This is a genomic window from Variovorax sp. BGA-UO-ETr-C22, from assembly GCF_059567965.1.
The window spans coordinates 1044143-1069533 of sequence record NZ_JCAQPA010000010.1; the positions used below are offsets into that span (position 1 = coordinate 1044143).

21 protein-coding genes are annotated in these 25391 nt (G+C 65.1%); 16 read left to right on the top strand and 5 right to left on the bottom strand.

Going from position 1 to position 25391, the window contains the following annotated elements:
* Window positions 1-128 precede the first annotated feature (128 nt).
* From AC57B8_RS18350 to AC57B8_RS18425, 16 genes are all read left to right on the top strand, one after another.
* Window positions 129-1295 carry a nuclear transport factor 2 family protein gene (locus AC57B8_RS18350; protein WP_496480351.1) on the top strand — a complete coding sequence of 389 codons (1167 nt, stop codon included), beginning with the start codon at window positions 129-131 and terminating at the stop codon, window positions 1293-1295.
* Entirely contained in the window at window positions 1295-2767 is a 1473-nt protein-coding gene (locus AC57B8_RS18355) for a L,D-transpeptidase family protein (RefSeq protein ID WP_496480352.1), read from the top strand. Before AC57B8_RS18350 ends, AC57B8_RS18355 begins: the two co-directional genes overlap by 1 nt.
* Before the next feature lie 412 nt (window positions 2768-3179).
* Entirely contained in the window at window positions 3180-3362 is a 183-nt protein-coding gene (locus AC57B8_RS18360; protein ID WP_390349681.1) for a Flp family type IVb pilin, read from the top strand.
* A complete protein-coding gene (locus tag AC57B8_RS18365; protein ID WP_496480353.1) occupies window positions 3359-3862 on the top strand; it encodes an A24 family peptidase in 504 nt (167 codons plus the stop codon). The genes AC57B8_RS18360 and AC57B8_RS18365 overlap by 4 nt, the downstream gene beginning before the upstream one ends.
* A gap of 82 nt (window positions 3863-3944) precedes the next feature.
* Window positions 3945-4928, top strand: coding sequence for a Flp pilus assembly protein CpaB (gene cpaB / locus AC57B8_RS18370; RefSeq protein ID WP_496480354.1), 984 nt, complete (start codon window positions 3945-3947; stop codon window positions 4926-4928).
* 41 nt (window positions 4929-4969) lie between these two features.
* Complete coding sequence (locus AC57B8_RS18375) at window positions 4970-6334, top strand: type II and III secretion system protein family protein (RefSeq protein WP_390348660.1); 1365 nt, start codon at window positions 4970-4972, stop codon at window positions 6332-6334.
* Window positions 6334-7665: a CpaE/TadZ family protein gene (locus AC57B8_RS18380; RefSeq protein WP_496480355.1), complete on the top strand. Its 1332-nt coding sequence runs from the start codon at window positions 6334-6336 to the stop codon at window positions 7663-7665. The genes AC57B8_RS18375 and AC57B8_RS18380 overlap by 1 nt, the downstream gene beginning before the upstream one ends.
* Before the next feature lie 7 nt (window positions 7666-7672).
* Complete coding sequence (locus tag AC57B8_RS18385) at window positions 7673-8989, top strand: TadA family conjugal transfer-associated ATPase (RefSeq protein ID WP_369645142.1); 1317 nt, start codon at window positions 7673-7675, stop codon at window positions 8987-8989.
* Complete coding sequence (locus AC57B8_RS18390) at window positions 8982-9995, top strand: type II secretion system F family protein (protein WP_496480356.1); 1014 nt, start codon at window positions 8982-8984, stop codon at window positions 9993-9995. The genes AC57B8_RS18385 and AC57B8_RS18390 overlap by 8 nt, the downstream gene beginning before the upstream one ends.
* Window positions 9992-10951 carry a type II secretion system F family protein gene (locus AC57B8_RS18395; protein ID WP_496480357.1) on the top strand — a complete coding sequence of 320 codons (960 nt, stop codon included), beginning with the start codon at window positions 9992-9994 and terminating at the stop codon, window positions 10949-10951. Before AC57B8_RS18390 ends, AC57B8_RS18395 begins: the two co-directional genes overlap by 4 nt.
* A complete protein-coding gene (locus AC57B8_RS18400) occupies window positions 10948-11907 on the top strand; it encodes a tetratricopeptide repeat protein (protein WP_496480358.1) in 960 nt (319 codons plus the stop codon). The genes AC57B8_RS18395 and AC57B8_RS18400 overlap by 4 nt, the downstream gene beginning before the upstream one ends.
* Window positions 11904-12356, top strand: a complete 453-nt coding sequence (locus tag AC57B8_RS18405) for a DUF3613 domain-containing protein (protein WP_496480359.1) — start codon at window positions 11904-11906, stop codon at window positions 12354-12356. The genes AC57B8_RS18400 and AC57B8_RS18405 overlap by 4 nt, the downstream gene beginning before the upstream one ends.
* A 40-nt stretch (window positions 12357-12396) precedes the next feature.
* On the top strand, window positions 12397-12912 hold the full coding sequence (locus AC57B8_RS18410; protein WP_390348649.1) for a TadE/TadG family type IV pilus assembly protein: 516 nt from the start codon (window positions 12397-12399) through the stop codon (window positions 12910-12912).
* On the top strand, window positions 12909-13364 hold the full coding sequence (locus tag AC57B8_RS18415; RefSeq protein WP_390348647.1) for a TadE/TadG family type IV pilus assembly protein: 456 nt from the start codon (window positions 12909-12911) through the stop codon (window positions 13362-13364). The genes AC57B8_RS18410 and AC57B8_RS18415 overlap by 4 nt, the downstream gene beginning before the upstream one ends.
* Window positions 13365-13375: 11 nt before the next feature.
* Window positions 13376-15475, top strand: coding sequence for a TadG family pilus assembly protein (locus AC57B8_RS18420; RefSeq protein WP_496480360.1), 2100 nt, complete (start codon window positions 13376-13378; stop codon window positions 15473-15475).
* Window positions 15476-15525: 50 nt separating this feature from the next.
* On the top strand, window positions 15526-16938 hold the full coding sequence (locus AC57B8_RS18425) for a sigma 54-interacting transcriptional regulator (RefSeq protein ID WP_062479678.1): 1413 nt from the start codon (window positions 15526-15528) through the stop codon (window positions 16936-16938).
* Window positions 16939-17067: 129 nt separating this feature from the next.
* Here AC57B8_RS18425 and AC57B8_RS18430 read toward each other — a convergent pair whose 3' ends face one another.
* The 5 genes from AC57B8_RS18430 to AC57B8_RS18450 form a co-directional block, all read right to left on the bottom strand.
* Complete coding sequence (locus AC57B8_RS18430; protein ID WP_492697649.1) at window positions 17068-18642, bottom strand: TolC family protein; 1575 nt, start codon at window positions 18640-18642, stop codon at window positions 17068-17070.
* Window positions 18639-19955, bottom strand: coding sequence for an HlyD family type I secretion periplasmic adaptor subunit (locus AC57B8_RS18435; protein ID WP_369630121.1), 1317 nt, complete (start codon window positions 19953-19955; stop codon window positions 18639-18641). The genes AC57B8_RS18430 and AC57B8_RS18435 overlap by 4 nt, the downstream gene beginning before the upstream one ends.
* Window positions 19956-20033: 78 nt before the next feature.
* Window positions 20034-21878, bottom strand: a complete 1845-nt coding sequence (locus AC57B8_RS18440) for a peptidase domain-containing ABC transporter (protein ID WP_496480361.1) — start codon at window positions 21876-21878, stop codon at window positions 20034-20036.
* A gap of 91 nt (window positions 21879-21969) precedes the next feature.
* The gene (locus AC57B8_RS18445) at window positions 21970-22263 is read right to left on the bottom strand and encodes a hypothetical protein (protein WP_496480362.1); all 294 of its coding nucleotides are present in this window, start codon (window positions 22261-22263) and stop codon (window positions 21970-21972) included.
* The gene (locus AC57B8_RS18450) at window positions 22260-25355 is read right to left on the bottom strand and encodes a glutamate ligase domain-containing protein (RefSeq protein ID WP_496480363.1); all 3096 of its coding nucleotides are present in this window, start codon (window positions 25353-25355) and stop codon (window positions 22260-22262) included. The genes AC57B8_RS18445 and AC57B8_RS18450 overlap by 4 nt, the downstream gene beginning before the upstream one ends.
* Between the last annotated feature and the right edge of the window lie 36 nt (window positions 25356-25391).

Sequence of the window (25391 nt, forward strand, 5' to 3'; positions counted from 1 at the left end):
GCGCACAAGTTCGGCACAACTGTGAATAGGGCCATCGCAGGGCTCCGTCAGCTTGGTATCCAGAGGTGACGGGCGCATTTACAATGCCTGCCGCATTCCCCTTCCCCACCAACGAGGTCTTGTCCGCAATGCCCAAGAGCCCCCGGCCTCGCGCCCGCTTCAGCTTCTCCCCCACCGTGCGCGCCCTGTTCCTGGCCGTTGCGGCCTGCGGCGCCGCGCTTCCCGCGCTGGCCGCGACCGAGCACGAAGAGGTCGACCGCCTGATGCAGTCCGGCAAGCTCGACGAAGCCATGACCAAGGCCGAGGCCTTCCTCAAGGACAAGCCGCGCGATCCGCAGATGCGCTTCCTGAAGGGCGTGATCCAGCTCGACACCGGCAAGCGCACCGAGGCCATCGCCGCCTTCACCCAGCTCACGCAAGACGCGCCCGAGCTGCCCGAACCGTTCAACAACCTCGCCGTCATCTACGCGAGCCAGAACCAGTTCGACAAGGCCCGCAACGCCCTCGAAAGCGCCATTCGCACCAACCCCAGCTACGCCACCGCCCAGGAAAACCTCGGCGACGTGTACGCGCGGCTGGCCAGCCAGGCCTACAGCAAGGCGCTGCAGCTCGACCAGAACAACACCGCGGTACAGCCCAAGCTGGCCGTGATCCGCACGCTCTTCACCGCCCCGCCGGCGGCCGGCTCCAAGGGCTCGACCCTCGTGGCTTCGGCCACGACGACGCCCGCGCCGGCACCGGCTGCAAAGCCCGCCCCGGCGCCTGCGCCCGCACCGGTCGCCAAGGCACCTGCTCCGGCACCCGTGCCCGCTCCTGCGCCTGTCGCCAAGGCACCGCCTGCGCCCGCGCCGGCACCCGCCGCCGCGCCCGTCGCCCCCCCCGTCAAGGTGGCCGCAGCCCCCGCGCCGGTCGCCAAGACGCCTGAACCGGCACCAGCCCCTGCCGCAGCCCCGGCGTCCACCTCCGAGATCGAATCCGTCGTGCGCGGCTGGGCCTCGGCCTGGGCCAGCCAGGACATGGACCGCTACCTCGCCGCCTACGGCAGCGACTTCGTGCCCGCCGGCGGCCAGAGCCGCAAGGCCTGGGAAGAAGACCGCCGCGCGCGCATCGTCGGCAAGTCCAGCATCAGCGTGAACCTCGAGAACCTCGCGATCAAGGTCGACGGACAGACCGCCACCGCCAAGTTCCGCCAGATCTACCGCGCCGACAACCTCAACATCGCGAGCCGTAAGACGCTCGAGCTGCAACGCTCCGGCAACCAGTGGCACATTCGCAAGGAAAGCGTCGGCGGCTAGTGGCAGACATCGTCCGGCACGGCCGGCTTCAGACCCTCCCGTTCCCGCTGCGGAGCGGGAAGCTGCTCGCGGCCTTGACGGCCGCTTCTGCGCTCCTGCTGGCCACGCCCGGCGCCGCGCTCGCAGCCAACAACAGCAACAGTTCCAGCAAGTCGGCCACCGCCAAGACCAGCGGCACCAAGGCCGCCAAGGCGGGCGGCAGCCGTACGTCTGCCAAGGAAGCCAAAGCAGGCAAGGCCGGCAGCGGCGCCAGCAAGACGCAGTTGCAAGCCAAGGGCAAGCGGTCCGCCGTCGCGGCAGACAATGCGGGCGCCACGCGCCCGGTCCGCAAGACCGCCAGAACCGCCGCGCCGCTGCAGGAAGCCAGCGGCGCCGAGGCCCGCCTGATCGGCGTCTACGAACTGTTCGGCCGCGGCAAGACCCGCGAGGCCTTGGCGAAGGCCCAGACCCTCGTGCGCGACCATCCGAACTTCCAGCTCGCGCAGCTCGTGTACGGCGACCTGCTCGCGGCGCAGGTGCCGCCGTCGAACGCCATGCCCGACACCGCTGGCATCGCGCGCCTGCGCGGCAACCCGGCCATGGTCGAGCTGCACGAGGAATCGCGCCGCCGCCTGCAGGCCCTGCGCGAACGCCCGCCCGCCGGCACCGTGCCCTCGCAGTTCCTCACCCTCTCGACCCGCAGCCACTTCGCCATTGCCGTCGACGCCTCGCGCTCGCGGCTGTACCTGTTCGAGAACTCCGACAAGGGCCTGAAGCTCGTCGCCGACTACTACATCTCCGTCGGCAAGTCGGGCACCGACAAGGCCGTCGAAGGCGACGCGCGCACCCCGCTGGGCGTGTACTACATCACCAGCAGCCTCGACCCGCGCTCGCTGAAAGACTTCTACGGCGCCGGCGCCCTGCCCATCAACTACCCCAACCCGTACGACGTGCGGCGCGGCAAGACCGGCAGCGGCATCTGGCTGCACGGCACCCCGCCCCAGCAGTTCGCGCGGGCGCCGCTGGCCAGCGACGGCTGCGTCGTCATGGCCAACCCCGACCTCAAGCAGCTGCTGCGCAAGGTCCAGATCGGCGCCACCCCCGTCGTCACCGCGCGCAGCCTGCAATGGATTTCGCAGCCGCAGGCCGAAAAAGAAACAAAGAAATTCGCCGATTCAATTGCCGCCTGGAAAGACGCGCGCGCCAGCGGCAATGAAGCGCAATTGAAAAAATTCTATTTGCCGGATTTCCAGCGTGCCAGCCGCAAGCCCGTCGATGCCGATGCGGTACTCCGCGACGAATTGACCTACGCACAAGGTAAACGAGTGCAAATCAAGGACACGTCGTACCTGCACTGGCGCGACACCGAGGACACCATGGTCGCCACCTTCGGCGAGGTGTTCGAGGGCGAGAAGAACGGCCGCACCCGCCGCCAGTACTGGCTCCGCCAGGGCGGCGAGTGGAAGCTCTTCCACGAAGAAATCCTCGGCTGAGCCCACATCACCGAAGGGGTCTCGGCCCCAAAAGTGTGATTTATTGCCCAAACGGAGCCGCCTTGTCGAGTGTTACAAATTGCACTCCTAGGTACCGCGCTACGTAACACGTAACGGGCATGTTCCCGTAACGCTCAACTTTCGGACGTTCCCGCGCCCGTAACGCGTTCCCCTCGTCCATGCCAGTGTGCATGCGGTTTACAGAGGGAAACGAACATCTCCAGACTGTGAATAAGTGACCTTTTCTGCCCCGTTGTGGGGGCCGAACGAGGCTGGCCGCCTTCCTGCTTTACCCCTCCGAGTAGCACATCCGGGACTCGATCCGGTGTGTTTCTCCTGTTGATACACGGAGTTACGCTGTATAACATCCACCGTGCCAGCCTTTGTTAACACTTCCTTTCAGGAGATCACCATGCTTAGTTCTATTACTCGGTTTCTGCGCGATGAAGAAGGTGCTACTGCAATTGAATATGGAATTATTGCGGGGCTGATGGCCGTTGTTCTCGTGGCTGCATTTAGCGCAGACAGCGGCATTGGCCTTGCACTTACAACTCTGTTTACCAACATCGCCGCCGCGCTGCCCTCCACCATTTGAGTTTGAAAGTCGCTTTTCTCCTGTGGCTGCTTCTTGTTGTCGTCTATGACTTCCGAATGCGCCGCGTTCCGAACTGGCTTGTGGTTGCAGGCGCCGGCCTTGCGATCACGGCCTTGGGGTTGGGGGCGGGGCCTCTTGGACACGATTGGCGTGCAGCACTTTTCGGTGCAGGAGCAGGGTTTGGTTTTCTCTTGCTGTTCTATGCCACCGGCCTCATGGGAGCGGGCGACGTGAAATTCGCTAGCGCCCTGGGGTTGTGGGTCGGTTTGCCAGCGTTGGCGCCGATCTGGATCGGAGCCAGTCTGATAGCAGGCATTCACAGCGTTCTCTGGCTCGCCCTCAGGCGCTGGCCCTTTTTTCCGCGGCTCGCCCTGATGTTGGCTGGCCCGTCGCGCGCAGCCGAACCCGGCACCTCAACTCGCCGGATACGCGTCATTCCTTACGCGGCCTACCTCGCCTTGGTCGCAGCGGCATGGATGGTTTGGGGGCGACAGAGTTAGCCACGGCCGACTCTGTTTTGTCTCGCAGGCCTTTCATCTCTTTTCCCATGATCGCTTGCTCCCCTCCCTCAGTTCGCCGCCCATGATCAATCTCACCAAAATCATCGCCGCTATCCTCGTGCTTCTGGCCCTCGCGCTCGGTGGCTACGCATGGGTTCTCAGCCGCAAGGCGCCGCCTCCGCCGCCTGCAGCCGCAACCTCAAGCGCAGCGCCTGCAAAGACCGCACAAGTGCAGACCTTCCCCGTGGTCGTCGCAACCAAACCATTGCCAGCCGGCCAGACGATCCCGGCCGATGCCCTGCGCGTGGAACAACTGACGATCAATCCAGCGGGGGCTTTCAAAGAAACCGCGCTACTCGCTGGCCGCGTCCCGGTGATCGACCTGGGCGAGGGCTCTCCCCTACTCGAAGGCCAGTTGGTTTCCGGCCTCGCCCTGCGCGTTGCAGAAGGCGAACGCGCCGTAGCGGTCAAGGCCGACGAAGTCATGGGTGTGGGAAACAAGGTCCAGCCCGGCGACTTCGTCGACGTTTTCCTGATGCTGAAATCTGACAGCAAGGACATCGACCGCAGCCAAGCGCGCCTGCTGCTGTCGCGCAAGCGGGTGCTCGCATTCGGCAGCGCATCAGTCGATGGCTTGGCTTCCAAAGCCGACAAGAACGGCAATTCGCCGCAACGCTCCGAAGCCGCGCGCACAGCCGTGCTTGCCGTACCGGTGGACGATGTCAATCGTCTGGCCCTCGCGGAAAACAGTGGCCGCCTGCTGTTGGCCCTGCGCAATCCCACTGACATGTCAGAGCCTGATCCGAAGCTGTTCGCTGAATTACCCACGGCTCTGCAGCCGACACCGCCGAAACCCGGCGAACCACGGCGCGCACCGCTTGAGGGCCTGGACCGCGCCCAAGCCGGCATGACAACCGCCGATTTCGTGACCGGTGGTAAGCCTGGCGTATTGCGCGCGCCTACCGTCGCAGCACGCCCCGCTGCGGGAACCGGCACTGGCGGTAACCGCGGTGGGCTTCAAGTCGAAGTCATCCGCGGCGACCGCAGTGAAACCATCCGCTATTGATCGGCATCACGCCCATGCATGCCCCGCACGAAAAACACACCATGACGCACCCCCCTCGCGCGAAACCCAACGCTTCGGTCCACGCCCTGCGCCCGACCTTTGTGGCGCTGTGCTTGCTGACCCTGAGCGTTTGGCCTGTTGCGTCCTCGGTAGCCAATGCGCAAGCCATCGCTCCGGGCGCGCCGATCCAGTTCCGCGTTGATGCCGGCTCGCAGAAGGAACTGTTGATCCCGAAAGGCATCGACCGCATGGCCATTGCCGACGAAGCGGTGGCCGGGGTGGCACTCACACGCCAGACGCCGAACCTGCCAGCAGCCCGCCTGATCGTGACAGGCAAGGCCGCAGGACGGACCACGCTGATGATCTGGGAAAAAGGCCAATCGACCGCGACGGTGTACGCGCTCGAAGTGCGCCGGCGTGCCTCGACGCTCACTGGCTCGCTCGACAGCATGACCGCGCATCAGGAAGCGCGAGAAACCGCACTGGCCGCCGGCGGAGAGAAATCCCCACTGGTCGATCGCTCCATCGTCAATGTGCGCAGCAATACCGTGCAGGTCGAGGTCAAGGTCGTCGAGTTCAACCGCAGCGTTCTCAAGCAGGCGGGCCTCAACATCTTCAGCACGCGTGCCAACTCCAATGGATTCAGCTTTGGCTCCTTCACGCCATCGTCACTGAAGTCCGCGACGTTCGCGTCGGATGGAAGCATCAGTGGCGACTACAACAACCCTCTCGCACAAGCCTTCAGTCTGCTGTTCAACTTCGGCAAAGCCGGCATCGGGCTGAACGTCGGCTTCCTCGAGGGCAATGGCATGGCGCGCGTGCTCGCCGAGCCCACGCTGGTGGCACTGTCGGGCCAGAGCGCAAGCTTCCTGGCCGGCGGCGAACTGCCAGTGCCCGTACCCCAGGGTCTGGGTACAACAAGCATCGAATACAAGCCTTTCGGCATCGGCCTTACTCTCACGCCCACGGTGCTGTCAAACGAGCGCATCGTGCTCAAGGTCGCCCCCGAAGCCAGTGACCTCGATTACACGAACTCGCTGAGCATCAACGGCGTGGCCGTGCCGGCCATCACCACGCGCCGTGCCGATACTACGGTCGAGCTCGGCGATGGCGAGAGCTTCATCATCGGCGGCCTGGTGAGCCGCACCACCACCTCGAATGCAGACAAGGTGCCGCTGCTCGGCGACATCCCGGTGCTGGGTACCTTCTTCAAACAGAACAGGTACCAGATGAGTGAGAAGGAGCTTGTCATTCTTGTCACACCGCACCTGGTGAAGCCGATTGCGCGCAACACCGACCTCACCCCGTACATGCCTGGCGGCGCCGAGCAGCGCGATGGCCCGGTGTGGCGCGCGCACCTCCTGGGACCAGCCTCTGGCACAACAGTGCCTGGCTTCTCCCGCTGATGGAAACCAGCCATTCACGACCCGTGGCCGACGCCATGAACGCCCCTCGCGACCACCTTCCCGAAACCGGCGCAGAGACCTATCTCTTCGCCTCGCCCAACGGGGGCCACATTACGTGGTTGACTGATGCTCTTTCCAGGCAGGGCGCCGTGGTGATGCTGTCGCCCGACATCAAGTCGCTTGATGAGCGCGTCGCCCTGCTCAGCCCGGCGGCCGTCTTTCTCGACTTCGCCGGTGACCACGCCGAGGCCGCGAGCGAGCTGCACGAGCGCCTCAAGCGTGACTGGCCAACGCTGCCTGTGCTGGCAACGGGCATCTCGGCCGAACCGGCTTCGATGCTGGCCGCACTGCGTGCTGGCGTGGACGATTTCATCGACATGGCCGCACCGCAGACCGATGCGGCCAACACGCTGCGCAAGTTGCTTGAGCGACGCAGCACCCTGTCGAGCGGCACGCGCGGAAGCACCATCGCCCTGCTCGGTGCCCGGCCGGGCATCGGCGTGACCACGCTCGCGGCCAGCTTGTCGCTCGTGATCAACGATCAACTGGCCCAGCCCGCGCAAGCTCCGGCAAGAACACCCGGCCGCAGCGCGCGACATGGCGTGGCCCTTCTCGACCTGGGCCTGCCTGCGCGCGACGGCCTGCTCTACCTCGACACGCAGAGCAGTTTCAGCTTCGTCGACGGCGTGCGCAACCTGCGCCGCCTCGACCAGACGCTGTTGCAGACAGCTCTCGCGCATCACGCCAGCGGCATCGCCGTGCTGCCACTGCCGGCAAGCCTCGCGCAGGTGCGCGAAATCTCGCACGCCGACTCGGTCGCGCTGATCAAGCGCCTGGGCGACTTCTTCGATTTCCAGATTGCCGATCTGGGCGGCTTCTCGACCATCGACTTCGTGGCGCAGACGGTAAAGGAAGCCCAGCGCTCCTGGGTCGTGTGCGATCAAAGCATCGGTGCGATCGTGTCCACCGCAACCATGCTCAAGGAGCTGCGTACGCGCGGCATCGAGACCGATCAGCTGTCGCTCGTTGTCAACAAGTTCGACAGCCACGTAGGGCTTGCGGCCAAGGACATCGCCGAGCGGCTCGAACTGCCGCTTCGCCACGTGGTGCCAGCGCGCAGCGCCCAATTGCTCGGAGCCGCGAGCCGCGGCGAGATGCTGGTTCGCATCGCACGCAACGACCCCTATTCACAGGCAGTGGCCGACCTCGCACGCAGCCTGCACCAAGAGTGCACGACAGGTTCAGTGCCGGCGCCGGTCGGGGCCACGCGCTGGACCTCGACGTTGATGTCGAAGGTCATCGGCTTCCGGAAGAGCTCTACCCAAGGTTGAACAGTCCATGTCCACCGATATCGAATTTGCCGACGACGACCAGACGTTCATCAACTCCCAGCAGTTCCAGGACATCAAGAGCTGGACGCACGATCACCTGCTGAGTCGCATCGAGGAACTGGGCGCGGAGTTCGGCCGCTGGTCGCGCGCCTCGATCCAGCAGTTCGTCGAACTGGAGGTCGACAGCTTCGTGCGCTTGCGCCGCGTGCCGATCAACGACCGCGAGATGCAGCTCATTGCCGATGCGCTGACGAAGGAGCTGGCCGGCTTCGGGCCGCTGGAGGATCTGCTCAACGATCCTGCGGTCGAAGACATCCTGATCAATGGCTACCAGAACGTCTATGTGTCGCGGCATGGCATGCTGGAGCGCGAAACGCTGCGCTTTGCCGATTCCGAGCACGTGATGCGCATCGTGCGCCGCATCCTCGCGCCGCTGGGCCGCCGGCTCGACGAGGCCAACCCCATGGTCGATGCGCGGTTGCCCGACGGTGGCCGTATCAACGTGATCATCGAACCACTGGCCATCGATGGCTTATCGGTCTCGATTCGGAAGTTCCGCAAGGAACCGCTCACGCCAGCCGACCTGGTGAAGCTTGGCACCTTCGATGCCGGCATGGCACAGCTGCTGGAGATCGCGGTGCGCGCACGCTGCAACGTCCTCGTGAGCGGTGGTACCAGCTCGGGCAAGACCTCGCTGCTCAACGCGTTGGCCAGCTTCATTCCAGCACGCGAGCGTGTAATCACCATCGAAGACACGGCCGAGCTCTCGCTCAGTACCAGTCACGTGGTGCGACTGGAAAGCCGCCCCGGCGGGTTCGACGGTACGGGCGTGGTCTCGATCCGCGACCTGCTCCGCAACAGCCTGCGCATGCGGCCCGACCGCATCATCGTGGGCGAAGTGCGCGGCGCCGAAGTCATCGAGATGCTGCAGGCGATGAACACCGGTCACGAAGGCTCGATGGGGACGATCCACGCGAGCTCGCCGCGTGAGTGCCTCTATCGTCTCGAAATGCTCGCAGGCTTTGCCGGTTATCAGGGCAGTGAAGTGAGCCTGCGGCGCCAGATCGCCAGCGCGATCGACTTCATCGTGCAGATCGGACGGATGTCGAACGGCCAGCGCCGCATCATCTCGCTGAGCGAAGTGACCGGCGTGAACGACAACGTGGTGGCGATGCAGGAGCTCTATCGCTACGATCCGATCGTTTCTCCCGACGGCGAGGAGCGCGACCGTTGGGTGTCGCTCGGCATCGCGCCGCACTCACCGAAGATCACGAGATTCAGGCAGTCGTTCGCACGCGCGCAGCAGGGAGAGCATCGTGCGTGAAAGCGGTCTGCTCGGCATTGCCGTGACAGCGCTACTACTGGCGGCGTGCGGGCTGTTTCTGTGGCAGTGGGCAAAGAAACGGCAGGCACGAGACACCGTCGGGCGACATCTCGATCATCAAATTCAGGCTGGTACGGCCACATCCACTCCGGCACCCTTCTCTGCTCAGCCGCCCGCGCGGGCCGCTGAACCGATCAGCAGCCTCGTCTCCGGACTGACCACTGACCCATGGCTCGAGACCGAGGCCACCGCCGCAGCGGCCACTCGCCCCAAGCGCTGGCTCGACCGGGCTGTGCCCGCATGGCTGGTGGGCGCGGTAGCCCCTCGGGTGCTCGTTTTGGGCGTCGTCATCGTTGCCGCGCTGTCGTTGGCTGTCGGCCTCCTCGGCGGCTGGCTCCCCGCATTCGGGGTCCTCTTGCTGCTCGCGTTGGCCGGCATTTTCGCGGTCTGGCTGCGGTTGCAAAAGATGCGCCGCAAACTGGTTGCCCAACTGCCGGGCTACATCGATGCCATGGTTCGCCTGATCACCATCGGCAATTCGACGCAGGCCGCCTTCCAGCTTGCAATCGGAAGCACACAGGAGCCGCTGCACGGCCACCTGGAACGCTCGGCCGCCCTGGTCCGTGCGGGCGTGGATTTGGACAAGGCTCTGCACCAGACGGCCACCAATGTGCGTGTAGAGGAGATGTTCCTTCTTTCCTCAATCCTCGGGCTGGGCGTGCGCTACGGTGGACGCGCCGACCTGCTGCTCGAACGCGTGAGCAACTTCATGCGTGATCGCGAACAGGCTGAGCACGAACTGGTGGCGATGTCATCAGAGACGCGGCTGTCAGCCTGGATTCTGGGACTTCTGCCCGTGGGGGTGGGCGCTTTCATGATCATGAACAACCCCAGCTATTTTCTTGGGATGTGGAACGACGGCACCGGCAGGATGCTCGTCTTCACAGGTATTGGACTTCAGGCACTCGGTGGCCTGCTGTTGTACCGCCTTGCGAGGATCGCATGATGCTGACACCCGGCGTGTTGACCGCCATCAGCCTGGGATTGCTGGCGCTAGGTCTGCTTCTGGCGGGCGGTACGCTGATTGCATCGGAGCTGCGCCGTGCGCGTAGCGGCCACGCGATCGGCAAGGCAATTCACCAAGGCACGGTGTCATCGCCCGCAGACACCTCCGAAGTCAACACGGAGTTTGGGGCGCAATACAAGTCCGACGTCGAACTGCCGTTCCATTGGTTGGATTCGCGCCTCGGCCATGCTCTTGTTGCCGACGAGGACCGCAATCTCATCGATCAGTGCGGGCTGCCGTCTCAACGTACTCAGTTGATATTCCTCGTCACTCGCATCTTGCTGGCGATCTTGTTGCCATTGCTGGCACTTGTCTTCTGGAGCGCAGGGCACAAGCAAGGCACGGTCATTGCCGTTCTTGCCGGACTTTTCGTGATCGGCTTCATGGGGCCGAAATGGCTGTTGGGTCGAATCGCCGCCGGTCGGCGAATGCAGGTCGCCAAAGAGTTACCGCTCTTCGTGGATCTCTTGCGATTGCTCCAAGGCGTGGGCATGAGCCTGGACCAGGGTCTGCAGGTCATGGCAAGCGACTTTTCGCACGTGCTGCGCGTTCTTGGGTACGAACTGACGCTGGCCAATCGGCAGTACGCCCAGGGTCGCACGCGTGAGCACTCTTTGCACCGCCTTGCCACGCTGCACAAGAACGAGAACCTGCGCAGCTTGGTTGCATTGCTGGTGCAAGTCGATCGTCATGGGGGCGCGGTTCAGGAACCGTTGCGTGCTTTCAGTGACCGCCTTCGCGAGCATCGTCGCTCCGAAATGAAGGAACGCATCGGCAAGATCACCGTGAAGATGACCGGAGTCATGGTGATTACGCTGCTGCCCGCATTGCTGATCGTGACAGCAGGCCCCGGCTTTCTCGCCATCCTCCGGGCATTGGGGAGCGTCGGAAAATGAGAGTCCTCTTCAACCCTCTTGCACGCATCACGTGGCCATCGATGGTGGTGGGACTGGCTCTGGCAGTTTCCGGATGCGCCGCAACCAAGGATCGCTATGCGGCTGGCGAAGATGCCCAGCAACGACAAGCCTTCGAGGCCGCCAGTGACACGAAGACCGGCGCCAACATCGACACCCAGGCGACCTACCTCAAGGTCGTCGACCAAATGCAGCAACAGGGCCTGTGGTTCGCATCACTGGCACACATCGATGCCCTGGAACAGCGCTGGGGCATCACGCCCGATTCGACGCGCGCGCGCGCCGACGCGCTGCGTCAGACCGATCAGGCTGAACTCGCTGAAACCGCCTACAAGCGCTTGCTGACCACGCCGCAGGAGAGTGCGGGCTACAGGGGCCTAGGCCTGCTGGCGGGCGCGCACGGCAACTACGCGCAGGCGGTACAACTGTTCAAGCAGGCGCAGCGCCGAACACCCACCGATGCATTGCTTCTGAGCGATCTGGGTTATGCGAGCCTGCGCGCCGGCCAGCTGGAGGAGGCACGCCTGCCTCTGATGCAAGCCTTGCAGCTGCGGCCTGACAGCAAGCAAGCGCAGGCCAATGTTGCGCTCTATCTTGAGGTCACGAATCAGCAGGAGCAAGCCACAGCCCTGATGAATGCGAACCGCATGTCCGACACCACACGCGCTGCCGTGCGTGAAGCGGCAATGCAGATGCGAGCCGCAGGAAGCTCAGCCCCCCCCCCCGCATCCATGAACACCACGGGATCTGCGTCCGCTAGTACATCGCCCAGGGTGTCCACGAGGCCGCATGATGACTCGGCCGCCGTACCGCTCGCACTCAAGCCAACCCGCTGGGCCGGAATGGGCGGCATGCGCACCGCCACTCAGATGAACCCGTCGACTGCAACAACAGAGTTGCCTCTTTCGACAAATCCGAATTCACGAGGTACACCATGAACAACCATGAGCCTTTCAACCGGCTTTTCACGCTGTCCGCTTGTGCGCTGGCCACGACCCTCTGCTTCGTGTCGACAGTAGCCTTTGCGCAAACAACCCAAGCAGGCCCCGGTCAAGGGGGCGCCAACACCGCAGCATCAGCAATCGATGCCGCGCAACCCAGGAAAGAATCTGCTGCGCACCCGACAACGGAGACCCAGGCAGTTGCAGAAGAGGAAGAGACCTTCGATCTTCCTCTTCAGGTTGGCGATTCGACGCTGAACCTTTTCGCTTGGCAACGAAGCGGAGAGGTCGCTTCGAAAACGCCTCGACCTATTGCGGGAAGTGTCGCCAGTCGGAGCTACGAACGCTACCTCAAGAGCTTCGAGCACCCCATTCCAGAGCGACTGGGCTCAAGCGTGACCAACGCCAAGAATGGCGGCGGAGCATCGGGCACAGGTTCTCGGTAAGAGAACGGCCGCTTCTACCGCGTAGATTTTCCCAAGACACATGCGCAAGCGAGTCAACTCTCTGCATGCACAGCGCGGCCTCTACGCGCTTGAGTACGCGCTCGTCTTCCCTCTCGTCTTCGTGGTGCTCTATGCCATCCTGAGTTACGGGATTCTCTTCGCCATCCGCCTGGGTATGCAAAACGCGGCCGAAGAAGGAGCGAGGGCCGCACTACGCTACCAATCAGTGGACACCGCAGTCTGCGCGAATCAACTTGCATGTCGCCGGCTCGCAGCAGCGAATACCGCCCAAGCGGGCGTCGGCTGGCTGGGCAATGCAACCGTCGATGCCAAGGTCTGCCTCGTTGATGGCGACGATGGTTGCACGAGCGTCGTAATTCCCAGTTGCGGCTCATCCCTCGCGACGCGCTGCCAGATGATCGTGACTGTCAACTACGACTACGAAGCCTACCCTTTGGCTCCGTCGCTTCCCGGCTTCGGATTTCTGATGCCAAGCAGGGTTCAAGGCAGAGCGAGCATGCTGATGAGTGATCCCGTTGCAGGGGCTGGGGCATGAGCGCGCGTCTTCCTCGAGGGTTCACGCGCGAGCTGCAGCGAGGCATTGCCGCCATCGAGTTCGCATTCGTACTTTCGACGTTGCTGCTGTTTCTCTACGGCCTTGTTTCCTTTGGTGCCGTGCTGTACGCGCAGCAGGCTATCTCACGCGCGGCCGAAGACGGCGCGCGCGCCTTCGCTGGCGTCAATGATCCGACGGAGGCCGCCAACATTGCGCTGATCAGGAACATTGTCTATGCCTCCCTGGCTACGTCGCTCGTGACTCCAGCAAATGTCGGCAACACAACCGCGCAGCGGAAGACCTGGTTGCAAACCAATCCGAACGTCTCTGTCACCGTCGGCACTTCCGGCCTCGTGACCGTTTCGTACCCCTATCGGGAAAATCCAATCATCGCGCTACCCGCTGTCCTGACGCCTTCCAAAATTTCCGGCTCCGCCAAATTTTCCATGTAGGGCTGAATGACATGAGCATCTTCGTCAACGAAAAAAAATACCGGCGATCGCAGCGCGGCTCCGTGGTGATTCATGTCGCTATCTTCCTGAGCTTCGCAGTCATCCTGTTCATCGGCACTGAATTGGGCTACCTCTTCTATCTGAAAAGAGAGTTCCAAAAAACTGCCGACTTGGCAGCTCTGGCTGGAGCGCAAGCGCTCAATGCCAACAACTGCACTACGGCTTACGGCGCAGCCAGATCCAATGCAAACGATGGCACCAGCCGCAACATGCCCGCAGGTTTTTCGCTTGCGGACAGCGACATGGCTTGCGGGCAATGGAACATCCAGGACACGACCAATCCAAATCACTTCAACGCGACTTCCGCTGCAAAGAACGCGATACGGGTAAGCATCACGCGTACGCCTCCTCCCCTGTTCATTTTCTTCACTGGTAATCGAACGATCTCAGTACAGGCTATCGCGGCGCGCGCACTGCCCAAGGCGGCCTTGAGCATCAACAGCACTCTGCTGACTCTGCAAACCGGGCAATCGCCGATCCTCGACGCGCTCGTCGGCGGTCTGCTTGGAGGAAGCATCAATCTGGGAGCTGTTGGTTGGCAAGGCTTGGTGACTTCGCAGATCAACCTGCTTAGCTTTCTAGATGTCTTGGCTCCCGCGATCAATCTCACCGTCGGAGACTATGACGGCGTTCTCAACGCGAACGTGACGGTGGCGAAGCTTCTCGAGGTGATGGCGAGCGTGCTTGAGCGAAATGGCGCCCTGCTCACTACCCAGCTCAATGAGTACAAGAAACTTGCCATCTTGGCGGCAGCGCTCGATCTCCCACCAATAAGGGTCGGTGATGCTTTGGGCGTGATTACCGGCACTGCAGCCAGTGCTCTGGACCTTTCGCTGCAGGCGGCCCAGTTGACACAGGCAATGGTGCAACTCGCCAACAGCCAAGTCGCAAATCCATCAGCGGTTCTCGCCGACGTTGCACTCCCGATCGCCGGTGTCACAGCCACAGTGAAGATCGTTGAACCGCCGCAGTTCTCCGCAACTGGCAATCCAGAGCTCGCCAAGGCGGCGCCACTGGGCCCCGACAAGATCTATGTTCGAACTGCGCAGATTCGAACATTGATTTCGGTCAACCTTGGGGTGCCGGGTCAATTGTTGACAAACTTGGTGAGCGGTTTGCTCAACGCCCTGACATCGCTGACATCGGCTTTGATCTCGATTCTGACCTCGGTGATCGACCTGACGCCGCCTGGAGATTGTTCAATCATCGCCATCCCCTGCCACACAACGCCGAAGGCTGTCATCTCTGACGTCACTGCGCTTCCACTGCCTATCCGCATTGATATCAACCTCGATATTGCCCCCGCATCGGCGTACGTCACCGATTTTGATTGCACCAACAACGCCGACAGGAAATTGTGGGCCGCGTCGAAATCCAATGTGGCGACTTTGCGCATCGGAAAAATGGGGACAAGCTCCGCAGATGCGAAGTCGAAAGTTTTTTCCTCTTCCACACTGCCTCCGGTCGTTGACCCCATTCCGTTGGTGGATATCGGGACTGTGCAGTCCAGAAAAACTTGCACCGTCGCCGCCCTGGGATTGTGCGTCTTGAGCTTTCAAGAGTACCTGAAGGCCAACGGCACATGGACCACACAGAAGTCAGACGCCAAGAGAACAGCTTTTGGCGGCGGTGGAATAGGGCTCTCGATCAACCCAGACCCCGTCAGCAGCGGGGCCCCAACACTGCCCTTCCGCTCAAGTACTGCGGGCCTCCTCAAAGAGCTCAATGACACGTCGGCCCCTGCTCAGACATATCTTTCAACGTCAGCCACCGGCAATACGGCCGGAGTTTTGATCGATACGGTGAACGGACTCCAACTTAATCTGTACGCCCCCAGCGCATCGACCGGCCTCTTGGGCGCGATCCTGCAAACAACGGATGCCGCAGCGACTCTTGTTTTCAATCTTCTGAAGACTGTGGTCGCCCCGTTGCTCGCTTCCGTTGTCAATCCACTCATTGAGCTGCTTCTGAAGGCATTGGGAATTGATCTTGCAAATGCCGAAGTCGGCGCCCGCATGACGTGCAGAGCAGGCGCAGAGCTGGTGTATTAACGCGAATCGAAAACAAGAAATTGAATGCTGAGTCCCGGGCTATTGCTTCTATGAGTGCCTCCAACTTCGACGAACTCGACCTCTTTGTCTGGGAAGGCAAAGCCGACATCCTCGACCGCATTGCGCGGTGCATGGCGAGCTTCGACGTGGAAGTCATCCGGGCCGATGGCCTGCCGCCGCCCCAGCAGGACCGCGGTGTCGCACTGCGTCCTTCCGTCGCGATCATCAGCGTCACCGTCATCGATGGCGGCGGTCTTCCGCACGCGACCGAGCTGCTGCAAGGCATGCCCGTGATCTGGGTCGCTGCGGCCTCGCGCGAGCGCGACTCGCGCACGTATCCGCCCGAGTACCTGCACGTCCTGCCCTACGACTTCACCTGCGCCGAGTTGCGCACGATGGTGGCCAAGCTGGTGCGCCAGCTGCGTGCGCGCGATGTCGCGCCGCAGGCGCCCGACGTGCTGGTGGCGCATTCCGATGCGATGAAGGGGCTGCTCGCCGAAGTGGGCGCCTTTGCGGACTGCAACCATCCGGTGCTGGTGCGCGGCGAGACCGGCGTGGGCAAGGAGCGCATCGCGCAGCAACTTCACATCGGCCACCAGCAGTACGGCAAGGGCGCGTTCGTGGCGGTGAACTGCGGTGCGATTCCCGACGGGCTGTTCGAGTCGCTGTTCTTCGGCCACACGAAGGGCTCGTTCACGGGTGCCGTGCATGCGCACCGTGGGTACTTCGAGCAGGCCACGGGCGGCACGTTGTTCCTCGACGAGATCGGTGACTTGCCGCGCTATCAGCAGGTGAAGCTGCTGCGCGTGCTTGAAGACAGCGCGGTCACGCGGCTGGGTGCAACGTCGCCGATCCGTGTCGACTTCCGGCTCGTGGCGGCGACGAACCGCAACCTGCGCGAGATGGTGGCGAGCGGCGAGTTTCGGGCCGACCTGTTCTACCGGCTCGCGGTCATCGAGCTGCATGTGCCGAGCCTCGAAGAGCGCGGCGAGATCGACAAGATCGCGATCTTCAAGGCGCTGCTGGCGAACGTGCTCGGCGACGAGCTCGAAGCCCTGGGCGAAACGCCGCACTGGCTCAGCGATGCGGTGGCCGAAACCTACTTTCCCGGCAACGTGCGGCAGCTGCGCAACCTCGCGGAGCGCGTGGGCGTGATCGCGCGGCAGTTGCACAGCTGGGACCAGAACCTGATCCAGCGCGCGATCGCGCTCACGCGCGGCACGCCGGCGCCCGCTGCGCTGGCCACCGACCGCAACGGCACGGGGGTCCCGCTCGATGCGAACGGCGATCGCAAGGGCTGGAACAGCAGCGAGCGCAACCGCATCATCGCGGCGCTCGAGATCAACGACTGGAAGCGCCAGGACACGGCGCAGCACCTGGGTATCAGCCGCAAGGTGCTGTGGGAGAAGATGCGCAAGTACCAGATCCTCGACGGCGAGCCCGGCATCCCCGAAGAGACTTAGCTCGCCCCCAGGCTGCGCGGCACTTCGTGTCCGCTTCTCCTTCCCCCTACCGGGGGCAACACCTGAGGCCCGGCAAAGCCGGTTCCTCGGTGTTTCACCAACGGGCTTCGCTGCGCTTGCCTCGAAGGGCTATTGGGTTCCGAGGCGCGTCGCTCTGCGCAGCGGCGGGTTCGCAATCGATGCGCCCGGTGCGCGGTCGACCAACGGTTCGCTCGCGCAGGTCGTGTTGCTCGAGATGCACAGCGCGCCCAGCAGGCCGTCTTCGGTCAAAACGTTCCGGCTCGGGGGGCCGAAGATGCGGTCGATCCAGTTGTTGGCGCCGATGGGGTCGATGCGCAGTTCGCCGGTGGTGCGCGCCAGGCGCAGTTCCGAAATGCGCAGGTCGAACACGCCGTCGATGTAGTCGAACAGCAGGGTGTAGTAGTCGAGCTGCGCGTCGAGCACCTGGGGCAGGGTCTCGCGGCCGAATTCCATGAGGCGGCGGCGGCCGCGGAAGGCCTGGCCCGAGGTGCTGACGGCTTCCATCAACTGGCGCTCGCGTTCGCGGCCGGCCACGGTGCGGGACCACGACGACGCGGTGAGCTCCATCAGGTTGAGCTTCACGCCCTCCATCTTGGCTTCCTGGTTCGCCACTTCGGCCAGGGCACCCTTGAGCTTGAGCTGGCGGTCGAAGCCGTTGCCGAAGTTCCAGTTGAGTTCGAAGGCGGCGCGCGTGGGATCTTGCGGCGACACGCCGCGCGGGTCCTTGCTCTTCACGACGACGGCGTCGAGCGTGGGGTACAGGCTGGCTTCGGTCTGGTCGACCAGCGCACGCGCACGCGCCACGCGGCCCTGGGCTTCGGCCAGTTCGGTGCTGCGCGCTTCGGCGCGGCGCAGCGCTTCTTCCTGCGAGCCGATGCGCCAGTGCGCCGGCGCGGCGAGCACGGGCAACGATTCGGGCGCGGGCGAGAACTTGAAGTAGTTGCGGAACTTGGCCAGGGCCTCGTCGCGCTGGGCCTCGAAGTCGGACTCGCGCGCAGCCACGAGGGCGCGGCGCGAGGCGGCCATGTTGAGGTCGTTGTCGCCGCTCACGCCGAGGGCCACGCGGCGCGCCTCGGCCTTCGACAGGTCGGCCACCACTTCGGTGGCGCGGTGTGCGATCTGTTTCTTCAGGTCGAAGCGCTGCACCTGCAGGTAGGCGGTGAGCGCGTCGAGCACCACTTTCTGCGAGGTGGTGGTGACAGCTTCGTCGTCGGCCTGGTTGCCGAATTCGGCGGCGCGCTGCGCCGCGCTCATGGCGCCGCCGTCGATCAGGCTCACGCGCGCTTCGGCGGTGAGCACGGTGTAGTTCTCGCTCTTCGCGTCCTTGGCGCCGCTGCTGTAGGTGCCTGACGACGTGCCGACCTTGAAGCGCGGGTAGCGCGCCATGCGGGCCGCGTCGACGCCGAAGCTGCTGGTGTTGGCCGCGGCCTGCGCGGTCAGCACTTCGGGGTATTCCTGCGACAGCGCGATGAGCGCCTGCTTCACGCGCTGCGCGTAGCTCGCGGCGCCGAGGGACGGCGACGACAGGCGGCGCGACAGTGCCAGCGCTGCAGGCGGCCCCTCCTGCTCCGGCGACGGTTGGGCATACGCGGTGGGCGGCAGCGCCATGCTGACGCACAAGGTCGCGCAGAGCACACCAGGGGCGATGCGCGCGCGCCGGCCCGGCAACACGGGCTTGCTCATGGTTCGCGGAAGGCTTCGCGCCGCAGTTTGAGCACAGGCCGCAGGATGTACCAGATGAACGGATCGGTCCCCACGCGCAGGTCGACTTCGGACTCCATGCCGGCGGTGATGCGGTTTTCCGGCCGCCCCACGTGCGACTGCGACATGCTGATGAGCAGGCGGTAGTACGGCGCGCCGCTGGCAATGGCGGCATCGCGGTCGGCGTCGGCCGCCACGAGCTTGACCTTGCCGTCGACGGCGCCGTAGCGCAGGTAGTCGTAGGCGGTGATCTTCACGCGCGCCTCCTGCCCCACTTCGACAAAGCCGCGGTCGTTCGGGTTGAGGCGCGCCTCGACCATGATCTCGTCCTCGTCGGGCACCACCTCCAGGATGGATTCGCCGGGCTTCACGACCCAGCCGGCGCTGGAGCTGCGCAGGCCCTTCACGATGCCGTCGGCCGGCGCCTTCACCACCGTGCGCGAGCGCTGGGTGCGGGCGCGCGCGAGGTCTTCGCTCAGGCTGGCGAACTGGCGCTCGACGGTGGCCAGTTCGTCCGATGCGCGGCGGCGAAAGCGGCCTTCGGCCTCGGCCATCTTGGCTTGCGCCTCGGTGATGGCGGCCTGCGCCGAGATCACGCCCTGGCGCGCCACGGCGAGTTCGCTGCGCACGCCTTCGGCCTGGCGGCGCTTCTCGAGCACCTCGACCTGGCCGACGAGTTTTTCGCTCAACAGCTGTTCGGAGATCTCCAGCTCTTTCTGCATCAGCGCGAGCCGGTCGTTCAGGCCCTTGGCCTTGGCCTGCTGCTCGAGCTGCTTGCTGCGCGCCTGCTCCAGGCCGGACACGGCGCCGGCCATGACGCCGCGCTGTTCGAGCGCGCGCGCCTGATAGGCACCGACCTCGCCTTCGAGCACGGCTTCGTCGATGTCGGCATCGAACGAATCGCGCTTGAGCGGTTGGCCGCGGCTCTCGGCAATGAGTCGCACGCGCGTGGCCTGCGTGGCGGCGTAGCGCGCGGTGAGCTCCTCGAAGTTCAGGCCGCTGCCGCCCAGGTCGATCTCGACCAGCGACTGGCCCTGCTTGACCTTGTCGCCTTCTTTCACGAGCACGTTGCTGACGATGCCGCCTTCCAGATGCTGGATCGATTTCACGCGGTCGGAGGGGATCACGCGGCCCGGTGCGACGACGACGGTTTCCATCGGAAAGCCGAGCCCCACCGCTGCCAGCACCGCGACCGCGCCGCCGATGATCCACTGGCGCCGCCGGCCTTGCGGCGTGGTCTGCGCCGCCTGTTTCTCGCTCTCGCCCTGAAGCACCTGCGGCAAGTCTGGTTTCAAAATCCCGTTCCCCTGTCTCTGTCTGTCAGTCGGTCGATCCGTGTCAACCACGAATCACGCATCGCGTGGCCTGCTTGCTCACGCCATCGAGCGCGAGGCGGCCGGGACGCCTGCATTGTTGTTGCTGCTGCCACTGCCGTCGTCGGTGGTGTCGCCCAGCGCCACCAGCGGCTTCTTCACGCCGAAGAGCTTGGGCACCATGACGGCGGCGGAGCCGATTTCCACGTTGCCCTGGCCGGTGACGTGATAGACGGCGGAGGCCGCCGACACGATGCGCAGCGAGTGCGTGACCACGACCACGGTGCGCACCTTGGCCACCGCGAGCATGGTCGCGAGCAGGTTGCGCTCGCTTTGAAAGTCGAGGTCGTTGCTGGGCTCGTCGAGCACCAGCACCGAGGGCTTGCGCAGGAAGCTCATGGCCAGCGCGAGCTTGCGCCGCTCACCCACCGAGAAGCCGGTGCCGCCCTCGCCCACCACGGTGCGATAACCGTCGGGCAGGCGCGAGATGAAGTCGTGCGCGCCCGAGAGCTTGCAGGCCGCGACGATCTGCTCGTCGCTCTGGCCCGGCGCGCCGCGGCGCATGGTGTCGACCAGCGGGCCGCCGAACCAGTACACCTCCTGCGAGAGGTAGCTGATCCAGCGCGACAGCTCTTCGCGGCCGAACTGCGACAGGTCGTACTCGCCGATGCTCACCACGCCGTGCGTGGGCGTGTACAGGCCCGACAGCAGCTTCACGAGCGTCGACTTGCCCGCGCCGTTGCGCCCGACGATCACGTGCAGGCCGCCGGGGCCGATGTCGAGGTCGACGTTTTCCAGCACGGGCTGCGGTGCGTCTTCGGTGAAGCTGAAGCTCACGTCTTTCAGCGTGACGCGGCCCAGCGGCTGCGGCAGCGCCATGCCGGTGGGCGCCTTCTCGACCGGCTCGCCGAGCACGGTCTCCAGCCGCTTGGCGGCTTCCTTGGCGGTGGCCAGCGCGCGCCAGTTCGACACCAGCCCGGCCACCGGCTGCAGCGCCTTCAGCGCAAGCATGTTGGAGGCAACGAGGCCGCCCACCGTCATCCACTGCTGCATGACGGCGATGGCGCCGACGGTGACGACGATCACCGAGAACACGGTGAGCAGCACGGTGGTGCCGTCGCGCGCGGTTTCGATCTGGCCGTTCTTGCCGAAGCTCTCGCTGAGCCAGGCGTTGTAGGTCTGCTGCCAGACCTCGATGGTCGGGCCGTCGTTCGACTGCGCCTTGAGCGTCTCGCGCGCATGGCAGATCTCGGAGGTGATGCGATCGAGGCCGCGCCCGCGCAGCACTTCTTCGACGCGGCCGGCGCGCACTTCGTCGGCCCACCACCAGGCCAGGAACGCCATGATGGCCAGGAAGGCCGCCACCACGGGCAGCACCGGCAGCGCGACGATGCCGATCACGATCAGCGCGAAGATCGCCATCGGCAGGTCGAAGATCGATTGCGCGAGCCCGCCGGTGACGGTGCCGCGCACCGCGCCCACGTCGCGAAAGAACAGCTGCCAGGACGAGGCCGGCCGCGCCTCGAGCGCGCGCAGCGGCCGCCCGAGCATGGAGTGCAGCAGCGCGCCCGACACGCCGTGGTCGACGGTAGCGCCCGCGTTGCGCAGCAGGCGCGAACGCCGCGTGCGCAGCCAGAACTCGATGCACAGGAAGAACAGGATGCCGCTCACCAGCGCGGCGAGCGTGGAGACGCCGCTGCGCGAGAGCACGCGGTCATACACCTGCAGCAGGAAGATCGAAGGCAGCAGCCCGAACAGGCTGATCGGCAGCGACAGCCAGGCCGCGCTCTTGACGAGCGGGTAGGCCGCGCGAAACGCATCGTTCAGCGCACTGGCATACGGACTGGCGCCGGGGACTTCCGGCCTGTCGGCAACCAGCTGGCTGGGCAAGAGGAACTTGATCATGGAAAAAGACCGATCCGTCGGGCAACGACGCCTGCATTATTATCAACTGTTACCCGACTGTTACAAGGCAAAAATTCGCCTCTGACGCCTCTCAGCATCGGTGGGTGCGAACCTGCGCCGGACCGGTCGTTTCCGTACCGCGCGTTCCTTGCGGCGCGGCGTTTTCCCTGAGCGTGCAATTCATCGTTTTGTGGGCATGGCTGTGGGTCGCGGCGCGGCCGGATGAGCCCGGCAGGCCTTCGGCAAAAACGAGGGCGATGTTGGCGCACAGCAGCATCAGCAGCACCCAGGCGCACAGCAGCTGCAGCCAGCCCAGCCACCAGCGCCGCGGGGGTACCTCGCGTTCGGATTCATAGGGGATGTGGACCAGTGCGTTCCATCTCATGGCAGTGCTTTCAGGACCCGGGCCAGCCGGGAAAGACCGACACCCGCGGAGCTCTTGGCCAGCACCCAGTCGCCTGGTTGCAGCAGCCCGCCGAGTGCGGTGGAGAGGTCGGACACATCGACAAACCAATGGGAGCGGACCTTGGTGCGGATGCGCGTGTGAAGCGCCCGCATCAAAGGTCCGCACAGGAGCACGCGGTCAGGTTGCGACGCCAGCAACTCGGCCTCCAGATCGAGGTGATGGCGTTGCGCCGCGGGCCCCAGCTCCTGCATGTCGCCCAGGATGGCCACCCGGCGCGCAGGCTCGCAGGGGGCTTGTGACAGCAACTCAAGCGCCGCCCGCATCGAACTCGGGTTGGCGTCGTAGGTTTCATCGATCAGCTTGAAGCTCCCGCCGCCGATGTGAATGGTGTGCAGCGCACCGCGTCCGCCCGGCGGCTCGAAGTGCGCAAAGGGTTCGACCGCGGCGGCCAGCGGCAGGCGCAGCGCCTGCAGCGCGGCCAGCGCGGCCACGGCACTCGCGCCCATGTGGCGGCCCGGCGCGTTCAGGCGCAGCTGGAAGGGCTCGCCGGCCACCTCGGCCTGCACCTCGCCGTGGTCGAAGGCGAGCAGGCGCACGTCGGCGTCCTTGTGCTCGCCGTAGGTCACGATCTGCAGCTGGTGCGCCATCGCGGCTTCGGCGAAGGTGGCGAACTCGGGCATGTCGCGGTTGAGCACGACGCGGTCGCCCGCGGCCATGGCCTGGAACATGCGGCAATCGAGCCGTGCGGCGGCCTCCGACGGGCCGCGGTGCTTCTGCGACGCGGCCGACAGCCCCGTCACCACGATGAGCGACGGCCGCATCAGCTGCGCCGAGGCCGGCATGTGCGAGGTACCCATTTCGAGCACCCAGTAGGCGGCATGGCGCGGCATGCAGGTGAGGTTCCACGCGATGCCCGAGGGCAGGCTGATGTTGCCTTCGGGCTGCGCCACCTCGCCCCACACAGTGAGCGCGCCGGCCAGCATGGCGGCCACGGTGCTGCTGCCCGCGCCGCTGCCGAGCACGCCGCACACGCGGCCCGTGAACTCGGTGCGCGCATGGTCGCCCAGCTCGAGCACGGCCTGCAGCACATTGGGCACCTGCAGCACGGGCACGCGCTTGTCCAGGTGCGGCTTGGGGTCGGTGCACAGCACGGCCGCGGCCGGCTGCAGCACGCCCTTGAGCGTGACGGCGGCCAGCGGCGTCTTCGAGGGCCGGGCCTGGTGTTCGAACACGACGCGGCCCTTGCGCATGAAGGTGCGCTGGGTCACGCCGGTGGCGCGCCAGCCGTCCTCGGGCTTGACCACCCATTCGCCGCCGGTCACGCGGGCCATCTCGCTGGCCGTCCAGACCGCGCCGTCGTCGCGCACGCTGCCGCCACCGCCGCCCCCGGGGCCCGCGCCGCCGGGCTGGCTGCGCCGGTCGAGCAGGTAGCGGTGGTAGGCCGCGAAGCCGGTCACGTACTGCTCGACGTCGTCGATGCGCACGCGGAACGAGTGGTGCCGCACGAAGAAGGCGCCGACGACCGTGGACGGCCGGCGAAAGTACATCGCCATCTCGGGCCAGAAGAAGCCGTTGAGCAGGTAGTGCGCGCGGTAGTCGAGCGCGCGGTAGAACTTCTCGGTGTCCAGCTCGTCGAGCAGGTGCCGCATGGCGGGCATGCTCTCCAGCCGCTGCAGCATCTGCTGCGCCGCCAGCATGAGGCTGAGCAGCGTGGGAAAGGTGGTCTTGCGGTCGAGCACGAAGTCCAGGTAGCCCGCCACGTTCTGCAGCCCGAAGCGGAAGTAGCGCTCCTGCGGGCTCCACTGCGTGAGCTCGTTCACGCAGCCGCTGAGCCAGTGGTCGTGCGACTGCCAGTGCTGGCTGGCAATGAAGTGGTCGAAGGCTTTCTCGACCGCGGCCAGCCAGCGCGGATCGCGCGTGAGGCCATACAGGCGCATGAGGCCGAAGGCCGCCTCGCCGTCGTAGAAGATGACGCGCGAGGCCTGCTTGAGCGACAGGTCGGCCGCGTGCAGCACGTGGTCGAAGCGCCCGCTGGCCGGGTCCTGCAGCGCCACGATGCCCAGCGCCAGCTTCTCCAGCAGCGGCAGCCAGTGGCGCGTTTCCATCAGCTCGCAGTAGCGCACGAACATGCGCACGCAGGCCGCGTTGCCGCCCAGGCGGATCTCGCCGCCGGTGTCGACCAGGTAGGCCACCTCGCGGCCGTCGGGCAGCGTGTAGTCGCGGATCAGCGCGTCGGTGAGGTGGTCGATGGCGCGGTCGATGGCCGCGCGCAGCGTGTCGTCGCGCGTGAGCTCCCAGGCCTCGAGCATGGCGTGCACGGTGCCCGCATGGCGCATCGCGTCGTAGGTCGGGATGCGGCGGTCGAAGCACGGGAAGTAGCCGTACACGAACAGGCCGTCGCTCTGCATCTGGCGCGCCAGGTACGACGAGCCGCTGCGCACCAGCTCGAGCACCGCCTGCGGGTTGAGCGCCGGCAGCTGGCGGCGGCCCGCGTCGAGCCCCGTGCCCACGAGCTTGTGCACCACGCCGTCGGGCTGGCAGAACACGCCCACCGTGGCCAGCAGGTACACGGTGCGCTCCGACGACTCTTCCAGCGGCAAGGTGCGCTCGAAGCGGGCCTGCGCATAGACGTCGAAGTTGCGCACGTTCACCACCGAATGCGCGATGGTCGAATCGCCGCACAGCATGGCGTTGGCGTTGAGTTCCTGCTCGGTGAAGGCGAAGCCGAAGTCCTGGTCGAAGGCCAGGCCGAGCCGGAAGTAGTTGCGCTTGACCGCGGTGAGCTGGGTCTTGAACTGCGTCCAGTCCATGGGACTGGCGCCCTCGACCCAGTCGATGCGCAGCCAGGGCGAAACGATGCCGCGCTCGCGCACCCATCGCTCGACGAGGTCGGCGCCTTCGCGCCAGGCGGTCTCGAAGTCGTCGGCCCGCGCATGCACGACGTGCGCACGCTGGGAGCCGTCGCTCACCGAGAAGAAGAGCGTGAAGGCCGGGTACGGGGCAGGCAACGCCGCGCACACGGACACCAGGCGCTCGTGGCAGGCGTGGAGCTGGTCTGAGAAGGACATCATTCGGCCCCGGTCGAATGCGGGCGAAGGCCGGTCGCG

What these genes read in the sequence shown, in the direction of transcription:
- AC57B8_RS18350 (WP_496480351.1), top strand. Translation starts at nt 129, where the DNA reads ATGCCCAAGAGCCCCCGGCCTCGCGCCCGCTTCAGCTTCTCCCCCACC.
- AC57B8_RS18360 (WP_390349681.1), top strand. Translation starts at nt 3,180, where the DNA reads ATGCTTAGTTCTATTACTCGGTTTCTGCGCGATGAAGAAGGTGCTACT.
- cpaB (WP_496480354.1), top strand. Translation starts at nt 3,945, where the DNA reads ATGATCAATCTCACCAAAATCATCGCCGCTATCCTCGTGCTTCTGGCC.
- AC57B8_RS18375 (WP_390348660.1), top strand. Translation starts at nt 4,970, where the DNA reads ATGACGCACCCCCCTCGCGCGAAACCCAACGCTTCGGTCCACGCCCTG.
- AC57B8_RS18380 (WP_496480355.1), top strand. Translation starts at nt 6,334, where the DNA reads ATGGAAACCAGCCATTCACGACCCGTGGCCGACGCCATGAACGCCCCT.
- AC57B8_RS18385 (WP_369645142.1), top strand. Translation starts at nt 7,673, where the DNA reads ATGTCCACCGATATCGAATTTGCCGACGACGACCAGACGTTCATCAAC.
- AC57B8_RS18395 (WP_496480357.1), top strand. Translation starts at nt 9,992, where the DNA reads ATGATGCTGACACCCGGCGTGTTGACCGCCATCAGCCTGGGATTGCTG.
- AC57B8_RS18400 (WP_496480358.1), top strand. Translation starts at nt 10,948, where the DNA reads ATGAGAGTCCTCTTCAACCCTCTTGCACGCATCACGTGGCCATCGATG.
- AC57B8_RS18405 (WP_496480359.1), top strand. Translation starts at nt 11,904, where the DNA reads ATGAACAACCATGAGCCTTTCAACCGGCTTTTCACGCTGTCCGCTTGT.
- AC57B8_RS18410 (WP_390348649.1), top strand. Translation starts at nt 12,397, where the DNA reads ATGCGCAAGCGAGTCAACTCTCTGCATGCACAGCGCGGCCTCTACGCG.
- AC57B8_RS18415 (WP_390348647.1), top strand. Translation starts at nt 12,909, where the DNA reads ATGAGCGCGCGTCTTCCTCGAGGGTTCACGCGCGAGCTGCAGCGAGGC.
- AC57B8_RS18420 (WP_496480360.1), top strand. Translation starts at nt 13,376, where the DNA reads ATGAGCATCTTCGTCAACGAAAAAAAATACCGGCGATCGCAGCGCGGC.
- AC57B8_RS18425 (WP_062479678.1), top strand. Translation starts at nt 15,526, where the DNA reads ATGAGTGCCTCCAACTTCGACGAACTCGACCTCTTTGTCTGGGAAGGC.
- AC57B8_RS18430 (WP_492697649.1), bottom strand. Translation starts at nt 18,642, where the DNA reads ATGAGCAAGCCCGTGTTGCCGGGCCGGCGCGCGCGCATCGCCCCTGGT.
- AC57B8_RS18440 (WP_496480361.1), bottom strand. Translation starts at nt 21,878, where the DNA reads ATGATCAAGTTCCTCTTGCCCAGCCAGCTGGTTGCCGACAGGCCGGAA.
- AC57B8_RS18445 (WP_496480362.1), bottom strand. Translation starts at nt 22,263, where the DNA reads ATGAGATGGAACGCACTGGTCCACATCCCCTATGAATCCGAACGCGAG.
- AC57B8_RS18450 (WP_496480363.1), bottom strand. Translation starts at nt 25,355, where the DNA reads ATGATGTCCTTCTCAGACCAGCTCCACGCCTGCCACGAGCGCCTGGTG.